The organism is Kribbella sp. NPDC043289 (assembly GCF_056436705.1).
Window position 1 is genome coordinate 2,486,624 of the sequence record NZ_JBWKCB010000001.1, and the last position, 14,964, is coordinate 2,501,587.

Genomic DNA, 14,964 nt, shown 5'->3' on the forward strand with positions numbered 1-14,964 from the left:
TCAGAGCGAGCGGACCCAGTTCTCCAGCAGGGCCGCGCCGGCGTCACCGGACTTCTCGGGGTGGAACTGCGTGGCGCTCAGCGGGCCGTTCTCCACCGCCGCGACGAACCAGTCGCCGCCGTACGACGTCCAGGTGACCGCCGGGGCGACCGACGCCCGGGTGCCGACGAGCTCCCAGGCGCGGACGCCGTACGAGTGCACGAAGTAGAAGCGTTCCTTGTCGATGCCCTCGAACAGCTTGCTGCCGGACGGTACGTCGATCGTGTTCCAGCCCATGTGTGGGACCGGCTCACCGGTCTCCGGCTGGAGTCGCTCGACCGTGCCCGGCCACTGGTCGCAGCCCTCGGTCTCGACACCGTGCTCGATCCCGCGGGCGAACAGGATCTGCATGCCGACACAGATTCCCAGCACCGGGCGGCCGCTGGTCAGCCGCCGGTCGACGATCACATCGCCACGGACCGCCTTCAGGCCCGTCATACAGGCCTCGAAGGCGCCGACGCCGGGCACCAGCAGGCCGTCGGCGTTCATCGCCTCGTCGAAGTCGGACGTGACCGTGACGTCCGCGCCGACGCGTTGCAGCGCCCGCTCCCCCGACCTGATGTTGCCGGAGCCGTAGTCGAGCAGGACGACCTTCGTCACAGGGCGCCCTTGGTCGACGGGATGCCGGGCTGCCGCGGGTCGAGCTCGGCGGCGGCCCGGAGCGCCCGGGCGAACGCCTTGAACTGCGCCTCGACGATGTGGTGCGGGTCGCGGCCGGACAGCACCCGGATGTGGATGCAGATCGCGGCGTTGAACGCGAGCGTCTCGAACACGTGCTGGGTCAGCGAACCGGCGTAGTCGCCGCCGATGATCGCGTACACCTGACCCTCGGGCTCGCCGGTGTGCACGCAGTACGGCCGGCCGGACAGGTCGACCGTGCAGTGCACGAGCGCCTCGTCCAGCGGGACGGTCGCGTCGCCGAACCGGCGGATCCCGCGCTTGTCGCCGAGCGCCTCCTTCAGCGCCTGGCCGATCCCGATCGCGGTGTCCTCGACCGTGTGGTGCGCGTCGATCTCCAGGTCGCCGACCGTGTTCACGTGCAGGTCGAGCAGCGCGTGCTTGGCGAGCGCGTTGAGCATGTGGTCGTAGAACCCGACACCCGTCGAGATGTCGGCCCGGCCCTCGCCGTCGACGTTCAGCTCGACGAGAACCTTCGACTCACTGGTCTCGCGATCAATCCGCGCGGTGCGGGTCATGTCAGCCTTCCCGTGTCTGTCTTGAGGATGCGCTCCAGCGAAGCGCGGAACGCGGCCATCTCCTCGCCGGTGCCGATCGAGACCCGCAGCCAGCCGTCCGGTCCGGTCTCCCGGATCAGGACGCCGTCGTCGAGCAACGCCTGCCAGACCGCGTGCCGGTCGGCGAACGTGCCGAACAGGACGAAGTTCGCGTCCGAGTCGACCGCGCGCAGTCCCAGCGACCGCAGCCAGTCGACGGTCTCGTCGCGCTCAATACGCAACTGCTCGACGCGGCCGAGCAGCTCGTCCGAGTGCCGCAGGGCCGCGCGGGCGGTCGCCTGCGTCACCGCGGACAGGTGGTACGGCAGCCGGACGATCCGCAGCGCGTCCACGAACTGCTTGCTCGCGGCAAGGTATCCGACCCGGCCACCGGCCATCGCGAACGCCTTCGACATCGTCCGCGCCACCGCCAGATTCGGGTACGACGGCAGCAGGGACACCGCACTCGGAGTCCCGGCCCGGCGGAACTCGGCGTACGCCTCGTCGACCACGACGACCGAACCGAGCGCCGCGGCCTGCGCGACGATCGCCTCGGTCACGTCGATCGGCAGCGCCGTACCGGTCGGGTTGTTCGGCGAGGCAAGCAGCACGACCGACGGACGGTGTCGCGAGATCGCGGCGATCGCCTTGCTCCGGTCCAGCGTGAAGTCCTCCGCGCGTCGCCCGGTGACCCAGCCGGTGTTGGTGTCCCGCGCGTACTCCGGATACATCGAGTACGTCGGCGCGAAGGACAACGCCGTACGGCCGGGACCGCCGAAGGCCTGCAGGATATGCAGCATCACCTCGTTGGACCCGTTGGCCGCCCAGATCTGCTCGGGCTCCAGTTGCGCGCCGGACTCCCGGGCCAGGTACGCCGCGAGGTCGGCGCGGAGACCGAGGAACTCGCGGTCCGGGTACCGGTTCATGCCGCGGGCGGCCTCGGTGACCGCCGCGGCGATATCCGCGACGGTCGCCTCACTCGCCGGGTACGGGTTCTCGTTGACGTTGAGCAGCACCGGGACGTCGAGCTGCGGGGCGCCGTACGGCTCGAAGCTCTTCAGCTCCTCGCGGATCGGCAACCCGTCGAAGCGGCCCATCAGTTCTCCTCTGGGAATCGCACCGACACCGCGGCACCGTGGGCGGGCAGGTCCTCGGCGTGCGCCATCGTGACCACGTGGCCGGCAACGTCCTGCAGCGCGGCGCGGGTGTAGTTCACGACGTGCACGGCTTTCAGGAAGCTGCGCACGGACAGGCCTGACGAGTGGCAGGCGCAACCCGCCGTCGGGAGCACGTGGTTGGAACCCGCGCAGTAGTCGCCGAGAGACACCGGGGACCAGCTGCCGACGAAGATCGCACCGGCATTGGTGATCAGACCGGCCCGCTCCTCGGCGTCCGCGGTCTGGATCTCCAGGTGCTCGGCCGCGTAGGCATCCACGAACGCGGTGCCCTGGTCGAGGTCGTCGACCAACACAACGGCCGACTGCTGACCGGACAGTGCCTCGGTGACGCGGTCCTGGTGCTTGGTCTTCGCGACCTGGAGCGGCAGCTCGGCCTCGACCGCCGTGGCCAGCACCTCCGAAGGCGTGACCAGCACGCTGGCGGCCATCGGGTCGTGCTCGGCCTGGCTGATCAGGTCGGCGGCGACGTACTTCGGGTCCGCGGTGTCGTCGGCGAGGACGGCGATCTCGGTCGGGCCGGCCTCGGAGTCGATACCGACCTCACCCAGCAGGAAGCGCTTCGCGGCGACCACGAAGATGTTGCCCGGACCGGTGATCAGGTTGACCTTCTTGCACCCGTCGAAGCCGTACGCGAACCCGGCGATCGCCTGCGCGCCACCCATCGCGTACACCTCGTCGATCCCGAGCAGCGCGCACACGGCCAGCACGGTCGGGTGCGGCAGACCGGCGAACTCCTTCTGCGGCGGCGAAGCCACAGCAAGCGACGGCACGCCGGCGACCTGCGCCGGTACGACATTCATCAGCACCGACGACGCGAGCGGCGCGCGGCCGCCCGGGACGTACAGCCCCACGCGCTGCACCGGGACGAACCGCTGCGTGACCCGGCCACCGGGCGCGGGCTCGGAGGTGACGTCGGCGGTGAGCTCGTCCTGACTGACCTCGCGGACCCGGCGGATCGACTCCTCGAAGGCGCTGCGCACCTCGGGGTCGAGCTCCTCGAGCGCGGTCTTCAGCGCCGCGGCCGGGACCCGGATGTCGTCGACGCGCACATGGTCGAACTTCTCGCCGTACTCCCTGATCGCCTCGAGGCCGCGATGGCGGACGTCCAGGCAGATCGGTCGGGCGACGTCGAGGGCCTTCTCGACGTCGAACACGGCTCGGGGAACGAGGGCAGGTACTTCGGCTTGGAGGTCGGTCACCTCTCCGGCCGCCACTCGGCCCCGCAGGTCGACGCGGCGAATCATGGCGTCAGTCTAGTGGTGACACCCCCTCGGCCCCGCGCCGCATCCACAGGGCGGCCAGTCACCGGGCGTGATCTCCGCCCGCGTCCACTACGCTCGTCGACATGGACTCCCGCCTGCCGTTGCTCACTGTCGACACGGTGATCTTTCCCGGGCTGGTGCTCCCGATTCCGGTGACCGACGTCCAGGGCCGCGCGGTGGTCCGCGACCTGGTCGAGAACGGGGGCGAGCTGGCCTGTGGCGCCCTCGCGGTCCGCGACGGGTACGAGCTGGGTGAGCGGGTCTTCCGGTCGCTGTACGGGACCGGCTGCGCGGCCACGATCTCCGAGATCACGCTGGACCCGGACGACGACGGACCGGTCGAGGTCACGCTCACCGGGAACCGTCGGTTCAAGGTGTCCGAGCTCGACGGCAGCGGCGACTACCTGGTCGCGGACGTCGAGTGGCTGGACGACGAACGCGGCGACGACCCCCTGGGTACGGCGATGGTCGCGGTCGAACGGTTCCGGAAGTACGCCGCGGCGGTCAGCGAGATCAGCCGGCCCGGCCTGCACATCGGCGACCTCCCGGACGATCCGGGCACGCTGTCGTACCTGATGTCGGCCGCCATGAAGCTCATGACCCCGGACCGGCAGAAACTCCTCGAGGCCGCGGACACCACCACGCGGCTGGTTCAGCTCGTCGGCCTGATGGACAGCGAGATGGCCGCCATCGCGGCACTCCCCTCGCTCCCCGCCACCGACCTGATCTCCTGGTCGGCGCTTTCCCCGAACTGATCCCGCCGGCCGCCTGGCGTCCCTAGACTGCGATCGGGACAACGGGGAGGGGACCCAGGCGATGAACGACAGGTATGTACTGATCACGGGTGGGACCAACGGAATCGGGCTGGCGGGGGCGCGGGCGCTCGCGAAGCAGGGTGCCCGGATCGGGCTGGTCGCGCGGAACGGGGCGAAGGCGGAGCAGGTCGCCGCCGAGCTCGGCGGCGCGGACGTCTTCGAGGCGGATCTGACCTCACAGGCCTCGATCCGAGCGATGGCCGACGACGTCGCGGGGCGGGCGCCGATGATCGATGTGCTGGTAAACAACGCGGGCGCGATCTACGGCAGCCACCAGGTCTCGGCCGAGGGCATCGAGCTGACGTGGGCGCTGAACGTCGTCGCGCCGTACCTGATCACCACGCTGCTGGCCGATCGGCTGGTGTCCGGCGCGCGCGTGATCGGGACCGCGTCGGACGAGCACGAGAAGGCGAAGTCCGTCGACTTCGATGATCTGGGCGGCGAGCGCTACTTCTCCGCGTCGGCGAAGCTGACCGGCGGATCACTGCGCCGGTACGGCGAGACGAAGCTCGCCCTGATCCTGCTCAGCGGAGAACTCGCGCGCCGGATGCCGCGGATCCACACCTACACGTTCGAGCCCGGCCTGGTCGCGACCGGGTTCAACTTGAACAACGGCCGGCTGATGAAGCTGATGATGGCGATGACCAAACCGTTCGCCCGCACCCCGGAACAGGGCGCCGAGACGATGGTCTGGCTGGCCACCTCCCCCGACGTGGCCGACGAGTCGGGGCTCTACTACTCGCGCGAACGGCGTACCGACCCGTCGGCGGCGGCGCAGGACCGGGCGGCCGCCGAGCGGCTGTGGACGACGCTGGAGGGACAGACTGCGCTACCGAAATGAATCCCGGGGCGGTATGGTTTTGGTATGAGTAAGCAGATCACTGTCCGGTTGCCGGACGACCTGGTCGACTTCATGGACGAGCTCGTCGCCACCGACAAGGCGACCAGCCGGGCCTCCGTGGTCGCTCGGGCGATGGAACGTGAACGCCGGCGCGAGCTGGCCGCGCGGGATCTCGCGATCCTCGCCGAGCACGGCGACTACCCCGACCTCGAAGGCCTGGCGCCGGCCGCCGCCGGCACGGTGCTGAGCGACCTCGACTGATGCGCCCGCTGCACATCGCCCGGCTCGACAAGCCTCGGCCGGTGGTGGTGCTGACGCGGGAACTCATCCGCCCCCGGCTGACCAACGTCACGGTCGCCCCCATCACCAGCACGATCCGCGGCCTGTCCACCGAGGTCCTGGTCGGCCCCGACAACGGCCTCGACCACACGAGCGCGATCTCCTGCGACAACATCCAGACGATCCCGAAGTCCCAGCTGGGCCGCCTGATCGGCTACCTCCACACCGACCAGGAGCCAGCCCTCGCCGAAGCCATCAACCTCGCCTTCGACCTGGAGCTGTAAAGCAAACCTGGAGCTCTAGAGCAACTCGCCCCGATGCGCCAGCACGTACGCCGCTGCCGCGCGATAACCACCCGCGTGATCCTCTTCGGCATGTACGGCGAATGCCGGGTCAGCCGCCCGCACGCGTTCGTCAACCAAGCGCGGGGCGAGGTCGAAGCTGACGTGCTCGAAATGCCGGAGCAGGGCGTGGGAGTTCGCCGTACCGCGGCGGCGGGGACTGTGTCGCCCCGGCGGACCGGCTTCGAGAAGCGGCCGCCGGGGAGGACTTCGTCGGTCGTCAGGGTCAGCCCAGTTTCGAGATGTCGCGGACGGCGCCCTTGTCGGCGCTGGTGGCCATCGCGGCGTAGGTCTTGAGGGCGTTGGAGACCTTGCGCTCGCGGTTCTTCGGGGCGTAGACGCCGTTCAGCGCCGCCTCGCGGGCCGCCAGTTCCTCGTCCGAGACCAGCAGTTCGATCGAGCGGTTCGGGATGTCGATCTTGATCCGGTCGCCGTCCTGGACCAGCGCGATGGTGCCGCCGGACGCCGCCTCGGGCGAGACGTGACCGATCGAGAGTCCCGACGTACCGCCGGAGAAGCGGCCGTCGGTGATCAGTGCGCAGACCTTGCCGAGGCCGCGTCCCTTGAGGAACGAGGTCGGGTACAGCATCTCCTGCATGCCCGGGCCGCCCTTCGGGCCCTCGTACCGGATCACGACGACGTCGCCGGGCGTGACCTGCTTGGCGAGGATCTTCTCGACGGCCTCTTCCTGCGACTCGCAGACCACCGCGGGACCCTCGAACGTCCAGATCGACTCGTCCACGCCGGCCGTCTTCACGACACAGCCGTCGACGGCCAGGTTGCCCTTCAGGACGCCGAGACCGCCGTCCTTCGAGTACGCGTGCTCGCGGTCGCGGATGCAGCCGTTCGCGGAGTCGGTGTCGAGAGTCTCCCAGCGCTCCGACTGCGAGAACGCGGTCGCGGACCGCTTGCAGCCCGGCGCCGCGTGCCACAGCTCGACGGCCTCCGGCGACGGCGAACCGCCCCGCACGTCCCAGGTCTTCAGCCAGTCGTCGATCGAGTCGCTGTGCACGGTGTGGATGTTCTCGTTCAGCAGACCGGCGCGGTGCAGCTCGCCGAGGATGGCCGGGATGCCGCCGGCGCGGTGCACGTCCTCCATGTAGTACGTGCCCTGCGGGGCGACGTTCGGCGCGACCTTGGCCAGGCACGGAACCCGCCGCGAGACCGCGTTGATGTCGTCCAGGTCGAACCCGACCTCGGCCTCCTGCGCGGCCGCGAGCAGGTGCAGGATCGTGTTCGTCGACCCGCCCATCGCGATGTCCAGCGCCATCGCGTTCCCGAACGCTTCCTTGGAGGCGATGTTGCGCGGAAGCACGGTCGCGTCGTCGTTGTCGTAGTACCGCTTGGTGATCTGTACGACGGTCTCGCCGGCCTTCTCGTACAGCGCGCGGCGGGCGGTGTGCGTCGCGAGGACCGAACCGTTGCCCGGCAGCGACAGGCCGATCGCCTCGGTCAGGCAGTTCATCGAGTTCGCGGTGAACATGCCGGAGCAGGACCCACAGGTCGGGCAGGCGTTCTCCTCGATCCGCAGGATGTCGGCGTCGGAGACGTTCTCGTTGACGGCCTCGGACATCGCGTCGATCAGGTCCAGCTTGCGGACGGTGCCGTCGACCAGCGTCGCCCGGCCGGCCTCCATCGGGCCACCGGAGACGAACACGGTCGGGATGTTCAGCCGGAGCGCGGCGTTCAGCATGCCGGGGGTGATCTTGTCGCAGTTCGAGATGCAGACCAGCGCGTCCGCGCAGTGCGCCTCGACCATGTACTCGACCGAGTCCGCGATCAGGTCGCGGGACGGCAGGCTGTAGAGCATCCCGCCGTGGCCCATCGCGATCCCGTCGTCGACGGCGATCGTGTTGAACTCCCGCGCGATACCACCAGCCGCGTGAATGGCCTCGGAGACGATCCGGCCGACCGGCGCGAGGTGCGTGTGGCCGGGCACGAACTCGGTGAAGCTGTTCGCCACCGCGATGATCGGCTTCCCGAAGTCCTCCCGGAGTACCCCGGAGGCCTGCATGAGCGCGCGGGCGCCCGCCATGTTGCGGCCGTGGGTGACAGTGCGGGACCTCAGAGCAGGCACGACGAACATCTCCTAGCTAGGTGTGGCGTATCTCCTGATAGTGCCACGCCCGTCCGAATGACGGTATGCGGGTCCCGGATTCTGGAGCCGCGGTTTCTGTCGGTGGACGGTCCTAGCCTGAGGTCATGGCAGGGCTCGGGCATCACACCCGGACGGCGCATCCCGCGCTGCGCCCGTTCGTGGGCGACATCAGCGGATATGCGTACGCCGGTGATCCCCCCGAACTGCACCGCGGCCTGCCCTCGCGCCACCTCACACTCGTCATCACCCTCGACGAGCCACTCGGCGTCGCGTGGCCGGGCAGTCCGGTCGAGAAGTACGACGCACTCGTCGGCGGACTGCACTCGAGCGCGGTCCACATCGGGCAGACGCCGAGCCGCGCCGGCGTCCAGGTATCGCTCACTCCCCCGGCGGCGCGCGCGCTTCTCGGCCTGCCACCGGGGGCACTCGCATCGACGGTGGTCGGTCTCGACGAGGTCCTCGGTCGACCCGCGCGCGAGCTGACCGAGCAACTGCGCGAGTCGCCGAGTTGGGACACACGCTTCGACCTGTTCGAGAACCTGCTGCTGCGTCGACTCGACGAGACCCGTCTCGGACGCGTCCGGCCGGAGCTCGGGTGGGCGTGGCAGCGACTGTGTGCGGCGGGCGGCGCAATCGGCGTACAGGAACTGGCGAGTGAGGTCGGATGGAGTCGGCGGCACCTCACCGATCGGTTCACCGCGGAGTTCGGTCTGCCACCGAAGGTCGCGGCGCGGGTACTGCGCTTCGAGCGCGTCACCGGACGACTGCGGCGGCAACCGAAGATCCGGCTGTCCGACCTCTCGGCCGCCGCCGGGTACGCCGACCAGGCGCACCTGACCCGCGAGTTCCGGGCGATCGCGGGCTGCTCGCCACGGCAGTGGATGCGCGAGGAACTGCCGAACCTGTCGAGTAATCCACAGGCATCGGCGATCGCGCCAGCATCGTCGGCGCGATCTCACTAAACTCGCCGAGGTGAGCCAGATTTCCGAACTGCCCGACTCCGAAGCCCTTCAGGTCCTCCGGCGGGTGTTCGGGTACGACGCCTTCCGCGGCGAGCAGGCCGACATCATCGACACCGTCGTCGCCGGCGGTGACGCGCTGGTGCTGATGCCGACCGGTGGCGGCAAGTCGCTGTGCTACCAGATCCCGTCCCTGGTCCGCTCCGGCGTCGGTGTGGTGATCTCGCCGCTGATCGCGCTGATGCAGGACCAGGTCGACGCGCTGACGGCGCTCGGCGTTCGCGCCGGATTCCTGAACTCCACACAGGACTTCGAGCAGCGGCGTGAGGTCGAGCAGGCGTTCCTGGCCGGCGAGCTCGACCTGCTGTACCTGGCGCCCGAGCGGTTGCGGGTCGACGCGACAGTGCGGCTGCTCGACCAGGGCAAGATCGCGCTGTTCGCGATTGACGAGGCGCACTGTGTGTCCCAGTGGGGCCACGACTTCCGGCCCGACTACCTGATGCTGTCCGAGTTGCACGAGCGCTGGCCCGACGTACCGCGGATCGCGTTGACCGCGACGGCGACCGAGGCGACGCACCAGGAGATCGCGACCCGCCTGAATCTGTCCGACGCGAAGCATTTCGTCGCGAGCTTCGACCGGCCGAACATCCAGTACCGGATCGCCCCCAAGGACAACCCGCAGCGGCAGCTCCTCGATCTGCTGCGCACCGAGCACGCGGGTGACGCGGGCATCGTCTACTGCCTGTCCCGCAACAGTGTCGAGAAGACCGCGGCCTTCCTGACCCAGAACGGGATCGAGGCCGTGCCGTACCACGCCGGTCTGGACAGTCGGACCCGTGCGACGAACCAGTCGCGGTTCCTGCGCGAGGACGGGCTGGTCGTGGTCGCGACGATCGCGTTCGGGATGGGGATCGACAAACCGGATGTCCGGTTCGTCGCGCATCTCGATCTGCCGAAGTCGGTCGAGGGCTACTACCAGGAGACCGGTCGCGCGGGGCGGGACGGACTGCCGTCGACCGCCTGGCTGGCGTACGGGCTCCAGGACGTCGTGCAGCAGCGGAAGATGATCGACACGTCCGAGGGCGACCTCGCGCATCGGCGCCGGCTCAGCTCGCACCTCGACGCGATGCTCGCGCTGTGCGAGACCGTCCAGTGCCGGCGGTCGCAACTGCTCGCGTACTTCGGTCAGCACGGTGACGCCTGCGGCAACTGCGACACCTGCCTGACGCCGCCCGAGTCCTGGGACGGGACGATCGCGGCGCAGAAACTGCTATCCACGGTGTACCGGTTGCAGCACGAGCGCGGTCAGAAGTTCGGTGCCGGCCAGCTGATCGACATCCTGCTCGGCAAGGAGACCGAAAAGGTCAAGCAGTTCCGGCACGAGCAGTTGAGCGTGTTCGGGATCGGCACCGACCTGAAGGACACCGAGTGGCGCGGGGTGATCCGGCAGCTGCTCGCGTTGCGGTTGCTCGCGGTCGAGGGTGACTACGGCACGCTGGTGCTGACCGAGGAGAGCGCCGAGGTGCTCGGCCGGCGGCGCGAGGTGATGATGCGCCGCGAGCCCGAGCGGGTGCGCTCCAAGTCCAGGTCGTCCGGCGGCAAGAAGGCGGCGGTCGATCTGCCGCCCGAGGCAGCGCCGGTGTTCGAGCGGTTGCGCACGTGGCGGGCAGCGGTGGCGAAGGAGCAGGGCGTCCCGGCGTACGTGATCTTCCACGACGCGACGCTGCGGCAGATCGCGACCGAAATGCCGTCCTCGCTGGCCGAGCTCGGCAGCATCAGCGGCATCGGCGAGAACAAACTGGCCAAGTACGGCGAGGGCGTCCTGGAGGCACTCACCGCGGAGTGATGTCGAATCGGCCGTCGTCGCTTCGACGCGAAGACAGGAGGGCAGGGAAGAACCGTGCCCGCGGAGCGAAGGAGAACGCTCATGTCTTCATCCGTGCTGTTGATGTCGATGTCCGTCGACGGCTACATCGCGGCGCCACACGACGGGCCGGACAACCCGGGCGGCGACGGCTTCATGCGACTGCACGAGTGGTACCAGGACGGCGACGGCGAGGTCGGCCGTCCGGCTGGTGCCGCCGGTGCCATCTGGGACGAGCTGAACGCGACCGGCGCAGTACTGGTCGGTCGGCGTACGGCGGAACAGGTCGACTACTACGGCGGCGACCACCACGGCGTACCGATCTTCGTGGTGAGTCACGATCCGGGCCGGGTGAGCTACGAGAACGTGCCGCGGCGCATCGAGCTGGAGATCGTTCGAGTGATCGACACGGTGCAGGCCACCCACATCCGGTACCGAGTCCGGGGCTCAGCTGAGTAGGGGTTGGAGCGCGTCGGTGAGGTCGCCCATGCGCCGGCCGATGTTGCGGTCTCCGTCGGCGAGGATCAGGGCGATCGAGACGTGCTTGTCCGGGATCACCACCAGCAGGCTGGTGTGGTCGGGTGAAATGCCGGCGTGACCGTAGGCGTCGCCGATGCCGAACTCCCGGGTGAACCGCATCGTCCCGAGTCCGTACTCGCCGTCGCCGGCGGTCATCTGGTCGACCAGGTCGAACGGGATCACGCGACCGCCGTACAGCTGGTATCCCCAGCGGGCGACCGTCGGCGCGTCCGCCGCCGCGCCGCCGAACGCGGCCCCGGCACTCGCGAACGCCCGGCACGGGACGTAGCCGTCCGGCGCGCCACAGGATTCGTTGGCGTCACCCACCACCGGCGACTCCGGCTTCTCACCGTCCTGGAAGGCCACGTGCGGCAACCGCGCCGGCGTGGCCAGGTCGTGGCGAAGAGCAAGGGCGAGCGGCTCGCGGGTGACGTTCTCGATCAGCATGCCGAGCAGCGCGTAGCTGGGATTGCTGTAGCTGTAGTCGCCGTCCGGTGAACCGACCGTCGACGTGTAGTAGTCGAGCGGCTGCGCGAGTGTCCAGTGCTTGGCCGGCGCCGCGGCAACTGCCCGGTCCATCCGCTCGTAGTCGGACTCCTGGAAGTCCTGAACGCCGGAGGTCATCGCGAGGTGCTGACGAACGGTCGCACTGTTGGCGGTCAGCCTGTGGCGGACGTACCTCGAGATCGGCAGGTCCAGGTTGATCTTCCCTTCCTGCGCGAGCCGCAGTACCTCGGCGGCGACGAAGGTCTTCGTAATGCTCGCGATCCCCATGCTGGTGTCCGGGCGCAACGGCGTACCGCGGGCGTCCTTGCCGACAGCGCCTGACCACGTCCAGTGATCGGTGACCACGGCGGCCGTAGCGCCGCTCGCCCCGGACGGGCTGTCCGGGAACTCCGTGATCCGCGAGAGCGCCGTCTGCAAAGCCCGTGCTCGCGCCGGGTCGAGGGTCTGCACACCGGGCTCCGGGAAACTACGGGCCGACGGCGTGCCGGGCGAGGGTACCGGCTCGTCTCCCCCACCAGAGCACCCCACCAACGCAATCACCAGGAGGGCGGTTGCGCTCCACCTCATCTTCCGATGATGCCACCGAATCCCGGCTTGGCTAGGTCGTCCAGGCGACCGTGGGCGCCAGGGCGGCGAAGTCCTGGAGGAGGTGGGAGCGGCGGGTGGCCGTCCACGCCAGGCAGACGGTGTTGTGGGCCAGGTTGCCGACGGGAACCGCGACGACGTCGGAGCGCTGATAGAAGGTGGCGACCGAGAGCGGGATGATCGAGACGCCGCGACCGGTGGCGACGTGCTCGAGTTTCTCCTCGACACTGCGCATGGCGGGCACCGGCTTGGCCGTTCCGGTGCGGAGTTCGACCGCGATGTCCCGCCACTCCGGTACGGCGTCCGGGTCCTGCAGCAGGTGCTCGTCCGCGAGATCGGTGATGTCGATCGCCGGCTTGCCCGCCAGCCGGTGTCCGGTCGGCAGCATCGCGACCCGTGGCTCCTCGAACAACGGCCGAACCGTCAGCCCCGCTTGATCGATCGGCAGCCGCACCACGCTCACGTCGGCCCGGCCGTCCCGCAGTACGTCGACCTGGTCGTTCCACGTCGACCGGATCAGCTCGACCTCGATCTCGGGATGCAGCGCGCCGAACGCGCGGACCGCCTCGGTCACCGTGAGCCCCGGCATGAAACCGATCGTGAACGTCTTCGCACCGCGCGCCGCCCTGGCCACCCGACGGCGGGTGGCGTCCGCGCCGGCGAGCAGCGGGCGGGCATCGTCGAGCAACTGACGTCCGGCCGCGGTCAACTCGGTACTGCGTTTCGTGCGGACGAACAGTTGCGCGCGAAGCTCGACCTCAAGCGCGCGGATCTGCCGGGACAGCACCGGCTGCGCGATGTGCAGGCGCTCGGCGGCGCGGCCGAAATGCAGTTCCTCGGCGACGGCGACGAAGTACCGGAGCTTCCGGAGGTCGAGATCCATAATACCTTCAGGGTATTACAGCGGCCGGAACAGGTCTTGGACGGCCGGGCCCGGGCCGCCGCATCGTAGGAAGCGAAATCCCTTCCCACGAAAGGCAGTTCAGTGACTCTGCAGGATCAGCGCGTCGTCGTCCTCGGCGGTACGTCGGGTATCGGCCTGGCCACCGCACAACTCGCCGCGAGCGCCGGCGCCACCGTGATTGTTGCCTCCAGCAACCCTGAGTCGGTGAAGCGGGCTGTCGAGATGCTCCCGGGCTCGGCCACCGGTGCGACCGTCGACCTCACCGATGCCGGCGCTGTCGCCGCGTTCTTCGCCGAGCTCGATCCGTTCGACCACCTGGTCTTCACTGCCGGGGAGGCGTTGACGTTGCTCGAGGTCGGCTCGATGGATCTGGCCCAGGCGCGAACGGCCTTCGAGCTGCGGTACTTCGGCGCGCTCGGTGCGGTGAGTGCCGCCGTACCGAAGATCCGTCCTGGCGGTTCGATCGTCCTCACCACCGGCGCCGCCGGGGACCGTCCCGGGCCCGGCTGGTCGGTCGCCGCGAGCATCTGCGGCGCGATGGACTCGCTCACCCGCGCACTCGCCGTCGAGCTGGCGCCGCTGCGGGTGAACGCGGTCAAACCCGGCGTCGTCCGCACGCCACTGTGGCGCGACGCCCTCGACTACGACGAGACCGCCCGCCACCTCCCCGTCCAACGCGTCGGCGAACCGGAGGACATCGCCGCCGCCTACGTGTACCTGATGAACCAGCCGTACGCGACCGGTTCCATCCTCACCGTCGACGGCGGCCACGTCCTGGTGTGAGGCAGAGTGGGGGCGTGACTCGCACTCTGATCACCGGTTCGGCCGACGGCCTCGGGCAAATGGTTGCGCGTGAGCTCGTCGACCAAGGGCATGAGGTCGTCCTGCACGCTCGCAACGAGCAACGCGCGGCTGACGCGACAGCAGCCGTGCCGGGTGCCGCGGCGGTGCTGGTGGGTGATCTCGCGAGCATCGCCGAGACCCGAAAGGTGGCGGAGCAGGCGAACGCGTCGGGTCGATTCGATGTCGTCGTACACAACGCGGCGGTCGGAGACCAGGAGCCACGGGTCGAGACAGCCGACGGTCTGGAACACGTCTTCGCCATCAACGCGCTGGCGCCGTACCTGCTGACCGCGTTGATCGACCGGCCGGACCGGCTGATCTATCTCAGCTCCGGGATGCACGAGGGCGGCGACGTCGAGCTTGACGATCTCCAGTGGGTACGGCGCCGGTGGCGCGGAGCGCAGGCGTATGCGGACTCCAAGTTGTACGACGTACTGCTGACGTTCGCCGTCGCTCGGCTGTGGCCGGACGTGCTGTCCAACGCGGTAGACCCCGGCTGGGTGCCGACGAAGATGGGCGGGCGCGGGGCGCCAGGTGATCTCGGGCAGGCGCATCTGACGCAGGTCTGGCTGGCGACAGCCGCAGGCACCGGAAGTGGCAGGTATTACTACCATCAGCAGCCGCACCGGACGCATCCGATGGCCGCGGATCGCGAGACGCAGGACGCGTTTCTGGGCGTCTGCGCCTCGCTCTCGGGAGTGCGGCTGCCTGTGTGA

16 protein-coding genes are annotated in these 14,964 nt (G+C 69.3%); 9 read left to right on the forward strand and 7 right to left on the reverse strand.

Features of this window, described 5'->3' with window-relative positions:
• Genes hisH through hisD form a run of 4 tightly spaced genes read right to left on the reverse strand, consistent with a single transcriptional unit; the run spans window position 1 to window position 3,675 of the window.
• On the reverse strand, window positions 1-639 hold the full coding sequence (hisH, locus tag AC0662_RS11775; RefSeq protein ID WP_478300143.1) for an imidazole glycerol phosphate synthase subunit HisH: 639 nt from the start codon (window positions 637-639) through the stop codon (window positions 1-3).
• Complete coding sequence (gene hisB / locus AC0662_RS11780; protein ID WP_350276995.1) at window positions 636-1,235, reverse strand: imidazoleglycerol-phosphate dehydratase HisB; 600 nt, start codon at window positions 1,233-1,235, stop codon at window positions 636-638. The genes hisH and hisB overlap by 4 nt, the downstream gene beginning before the upstream one ends.
• Entirely contained in the window at window positions 1,232-2,350 is a 1,119-nt protein-coding gene (locus tag AC0662_RS11785; protein WP_452194316.1) for a histidinol-phosphate transaminase, read from the reverse strand. The genes hisB and AC0662_RS11785 overlap by 4 nt, the downstream gene beginning before the upstream one ends.
• Entirely contained in the window at window positions 2,350-3,675 is a 1,326-nt protein-coding gene (gene hisD, locus AC0662_RS11790) for a histidinol dehydrogenase (RefSeq protein WP_478300146.1), read from the reverse strand. The genes AC0662_RS11785 and hisD overlap by 1 nt, the downstream gene beginning before the upstream one ends.
• Window positions 3,676-3,776: 101 nt before the next feature.
• Here hisD and AC0662_RS11795 point away from each other — a divergent pair, with 101 nt between their 5' ends.
• The 4 genes from AC0662_RS11795 to AC0662_RS11810 all read left to right on the forward strand — a co-directional run bounded on the left by AC0662_RS11795 (window position 3,777) and on the right by AC0662_RS11810 (window position 5,912).
• A complete protein-coding gene (locus tag AC0662_RS11795; RefSeq protein ID WP_478300148.1) occupies window positions 3,777-4,448 on the forward strand; it encodes an LON peptidase substrate-binding domain-containing protein in 672 nt (223 codons plus the stop codon).
• 61 nt (window positions 4,449-4,509) lie between these two features.
• Window positions 4,510-5,349 carry an SDR family NAD(P)-dependent oxidoreductase gene (locus AC0662_RS11800; RefSeq protein ID WP_452194322.1) on the forward strand — a complete coding sequence of 280 codons (840 nt, stop codon included), beginning with the start codon at window positions 4,510-4,512 and terminating at the stop codon, window positions 5,347-5,349.
• Between the two features lie 24 nt (window positions 5,350-5,373).
• Entirely contained in the window at window positions 5,374-5,610 is a 237-nt protein-coding gene (locus AC0662_RS11805) for a ribbon-helix-helix domain-containing protein (protein ID WP_452194324.1), read from the forward strand.
• A complete protein-coding gene (locus AC0662_RS11810) occupies window positions 5,610-5,912 on the forward strand; it encodes a type II toxin-antitoxin system PemK/MazF family toxin (RefSeq protein ID WP_452194325.1) in 303 nt (100 codons plus the stop codon). The genes AC0662_RS11805 and AC0662_RS11810 overlap by 1 nt, the downstream gene beginning before the upstream one ends.
• Before the next feature lie 283 nt (window positions 5,913-6,195).
• Here AC0662_RS11810 and ilvD read toward each other — a convergent pair whose 3' ends face one another.
• Window positions 6,196-8,046 carry a dihydroxy-acid dehydratase gene (gene ilvD / locus AC0662_RS11815; protein ID WP_452194328.1) on the reverse strand — a complete coding sequence of 617 codons (1,851 nt, stop codon included), beginning with the start codon at window positions 8,044-8,046 and terminating at the stop codon, window positions 6,196-6,198.
• 125 nt (window positions 8,047-8,171) lie between these two features.
• Here ilvD and AC0662_RS11820 point away from each other — a divergent pair, with 125 nt between their 5' ends.
• The 3 genes from AC0662_RS11820 (at window position 8,172) to AC0662_RS11830 (ending at window position 11,349) form a co-directional block, all read left to right on the forward strand.
• Window positions 8,172-9,029 carry an AraC family transcriptional regulator gene (locus AC0662_RS11820; protein WP_478300151.1) on the forward strand — a complete coding sequence of 286 codons (858 nt, stop codon included), beginning with the start codon at window positions 8,172-8,174 and terminating at the stop codon, window positions 9,027-9,029.
• Window positions 9,030-9,039: 10 nt separating this feature from the next.
• Complete coding sequence (gene recQ, locus AC0662_RS11825) at window positions 9,040-10,872, forward strand: DNA helicase RecQ (RefSeq protein ID WP_452194332.1); 1,833 nt, start codon at window positions 9,040-9,042, stop codon at window positions 10,870-10,872.
• 81 nt (window positions 10,873-10,953) lie between these two features.
• The gene (locus tag AC0662_RS11830; RefSeq protein WP_478300153.1) at window positions 10,954-11,349 is read left to right on the forward strand and encodes a dihydrofolate reductase family protein; all 396 of its coding nucleotides are present in this window, start codon (window positions 10,954-10,956) and stop codon (window positions 11,347-11,349) included.
• Here the strand turns inward: AC0662_RS11830 and AC0662_RS11835 are convergent.
• Together AC0662_RS11835 and AC0662_RS11840 are read right to left on the reverse strand one after the other, a co-directional pair.
• A complete protein-coding gene (locus AC0662_RS11835; RefSeq protein WP_478300155.1) occupies window positions 11,338-12,366 on the reverse strand; it encodes a serine hydrolase domain-containing protein in 1,029 nt (342 codons plus the stop codon). The genes AC0662_RS11830 and AC0662_RS11835 overlap by 12 nt on opposite strands.
• A 148-nt stretch (window positions 12,367-12,514) precedes the next feature.
• On the reverse strand, window positions 12,515-13,384 hold the full coding sequence (locus AC0662_RS11840; RefSeq protein ID WP_478300157.1) for a LysR family transcriptional regulator: 870 nt from the start codon (window positions 13,382-13,384) through the stop codon (window positions 12,515-12,517).
• Between the two features lie 102 nt (window positions 13,385-13,486).
• Here AC0662_RS11840 and AC0662_RS11845 point away from each other — a divergent pair, with 102 nt between their 5' ends.
• Together AC0662_RS11845 and AC0662_RS11850 are read left to right on the forward strand one after the other, a co-directional pair.
• Window positions 13,487-14,188 (forward strand): SDR family oxidoreductase, encoded by a 702-nt coding sequence (locus AC0662_RS11845; protein WP_452194340.1) that lies wholly within the window; start codon window positions 13,487-13,489, stop codon window positions 14,186-14,188.
• A 14-nt stretch (window positions 14,189-14,202) separates the two neighbouring features.
• Window positions 14,203-14,964, forward strand: coding sequence for an SDR family NAD(P)-dependent oxidoreductase (locus tag AC0662_RS11850; protein ID WP_452194342.1), 762 nt, complete (start codon window positions 14,203-14,205; stop codon window positions 14,962-14,964).

What these genes read in the sequence shown, in the direction of transcription:
- hisB (WP_350276995.1), bottom strand. Translation starts at nt 1,235, where the DNA reads ATGACCCGCACCGCGCGGATTGATCGCGAGACCAGTGAGTCGAAGGTT.
- AC0662_RS11785 (WP_452194316.1), bottom strand. Translation starts at nt 2,350, where the DNA reads ATGGGCCGCTTCGACGGGTTGCCGATCCGCGAGGAGCTGAAGAGCTTC.
- hisD (WP_478300146.1), bottom strand. Translation starts at nt 3,675, where the DNA reads ATGATTCGCCGCGTCGACCTGCGGGGCCGAGTGGCGGCCGGAGAGGTG.
- AC0662_RS11795 (WP_478300148.1), top strand. Translation starts at nt 3,777, where the DNA reads ATGGACTCCCGCCTGCCGTTGCTCACTGTCGACACGGTGATCTTTCCC.
- AC0662_RS11800 (WP_452194322.1), top strand. Translation starts at nt 4,510, where the DNA reads ATGAACGACAGGTATGTACTGATCACGGGTGGGACCAACGGAATCGGG.
- AC0662_RS11805 (WP_452194324.1), top strand. Translation starts at nt 5,374, where the DNA reads ATGAGTAAGCAGATCACTGTCCGGTTGCCGGACGACCTGGTCGACTTC.
- AC0662_RS11810 (WP_452194325.1), top strand. Translation starts at nt 5,610, where the DNA reads ATGCGCCCGCTGCACATCGCCCGGCTCGACAAGCCTCGGCCGGTGGTG.
- AC0662_RS11820 (WP_478300151.1), top strand. Translation starts at nt 8,172, where the DNA reads ATGGCAGGGCTCGGGCATCACACCCGGACGGCGCATCCCGCGCTGCGC.
- AC0662_RS11830 (WP_478300153.1), top strand. Translation starts at nt 10,954, where the DNA reads ATGTCTTCATCCGTGCTGTTGATGTCGATGTCCGTCGACGGCTACATC.
- AC0662_RS11840 (WP_478300157.1), bottom strand. Translation starts at nt 13,384, where the DNA reads ATGGATCTCGACCTCCGGAAGCTCCGGTACTTCGTCGCCGTCGCCGAG.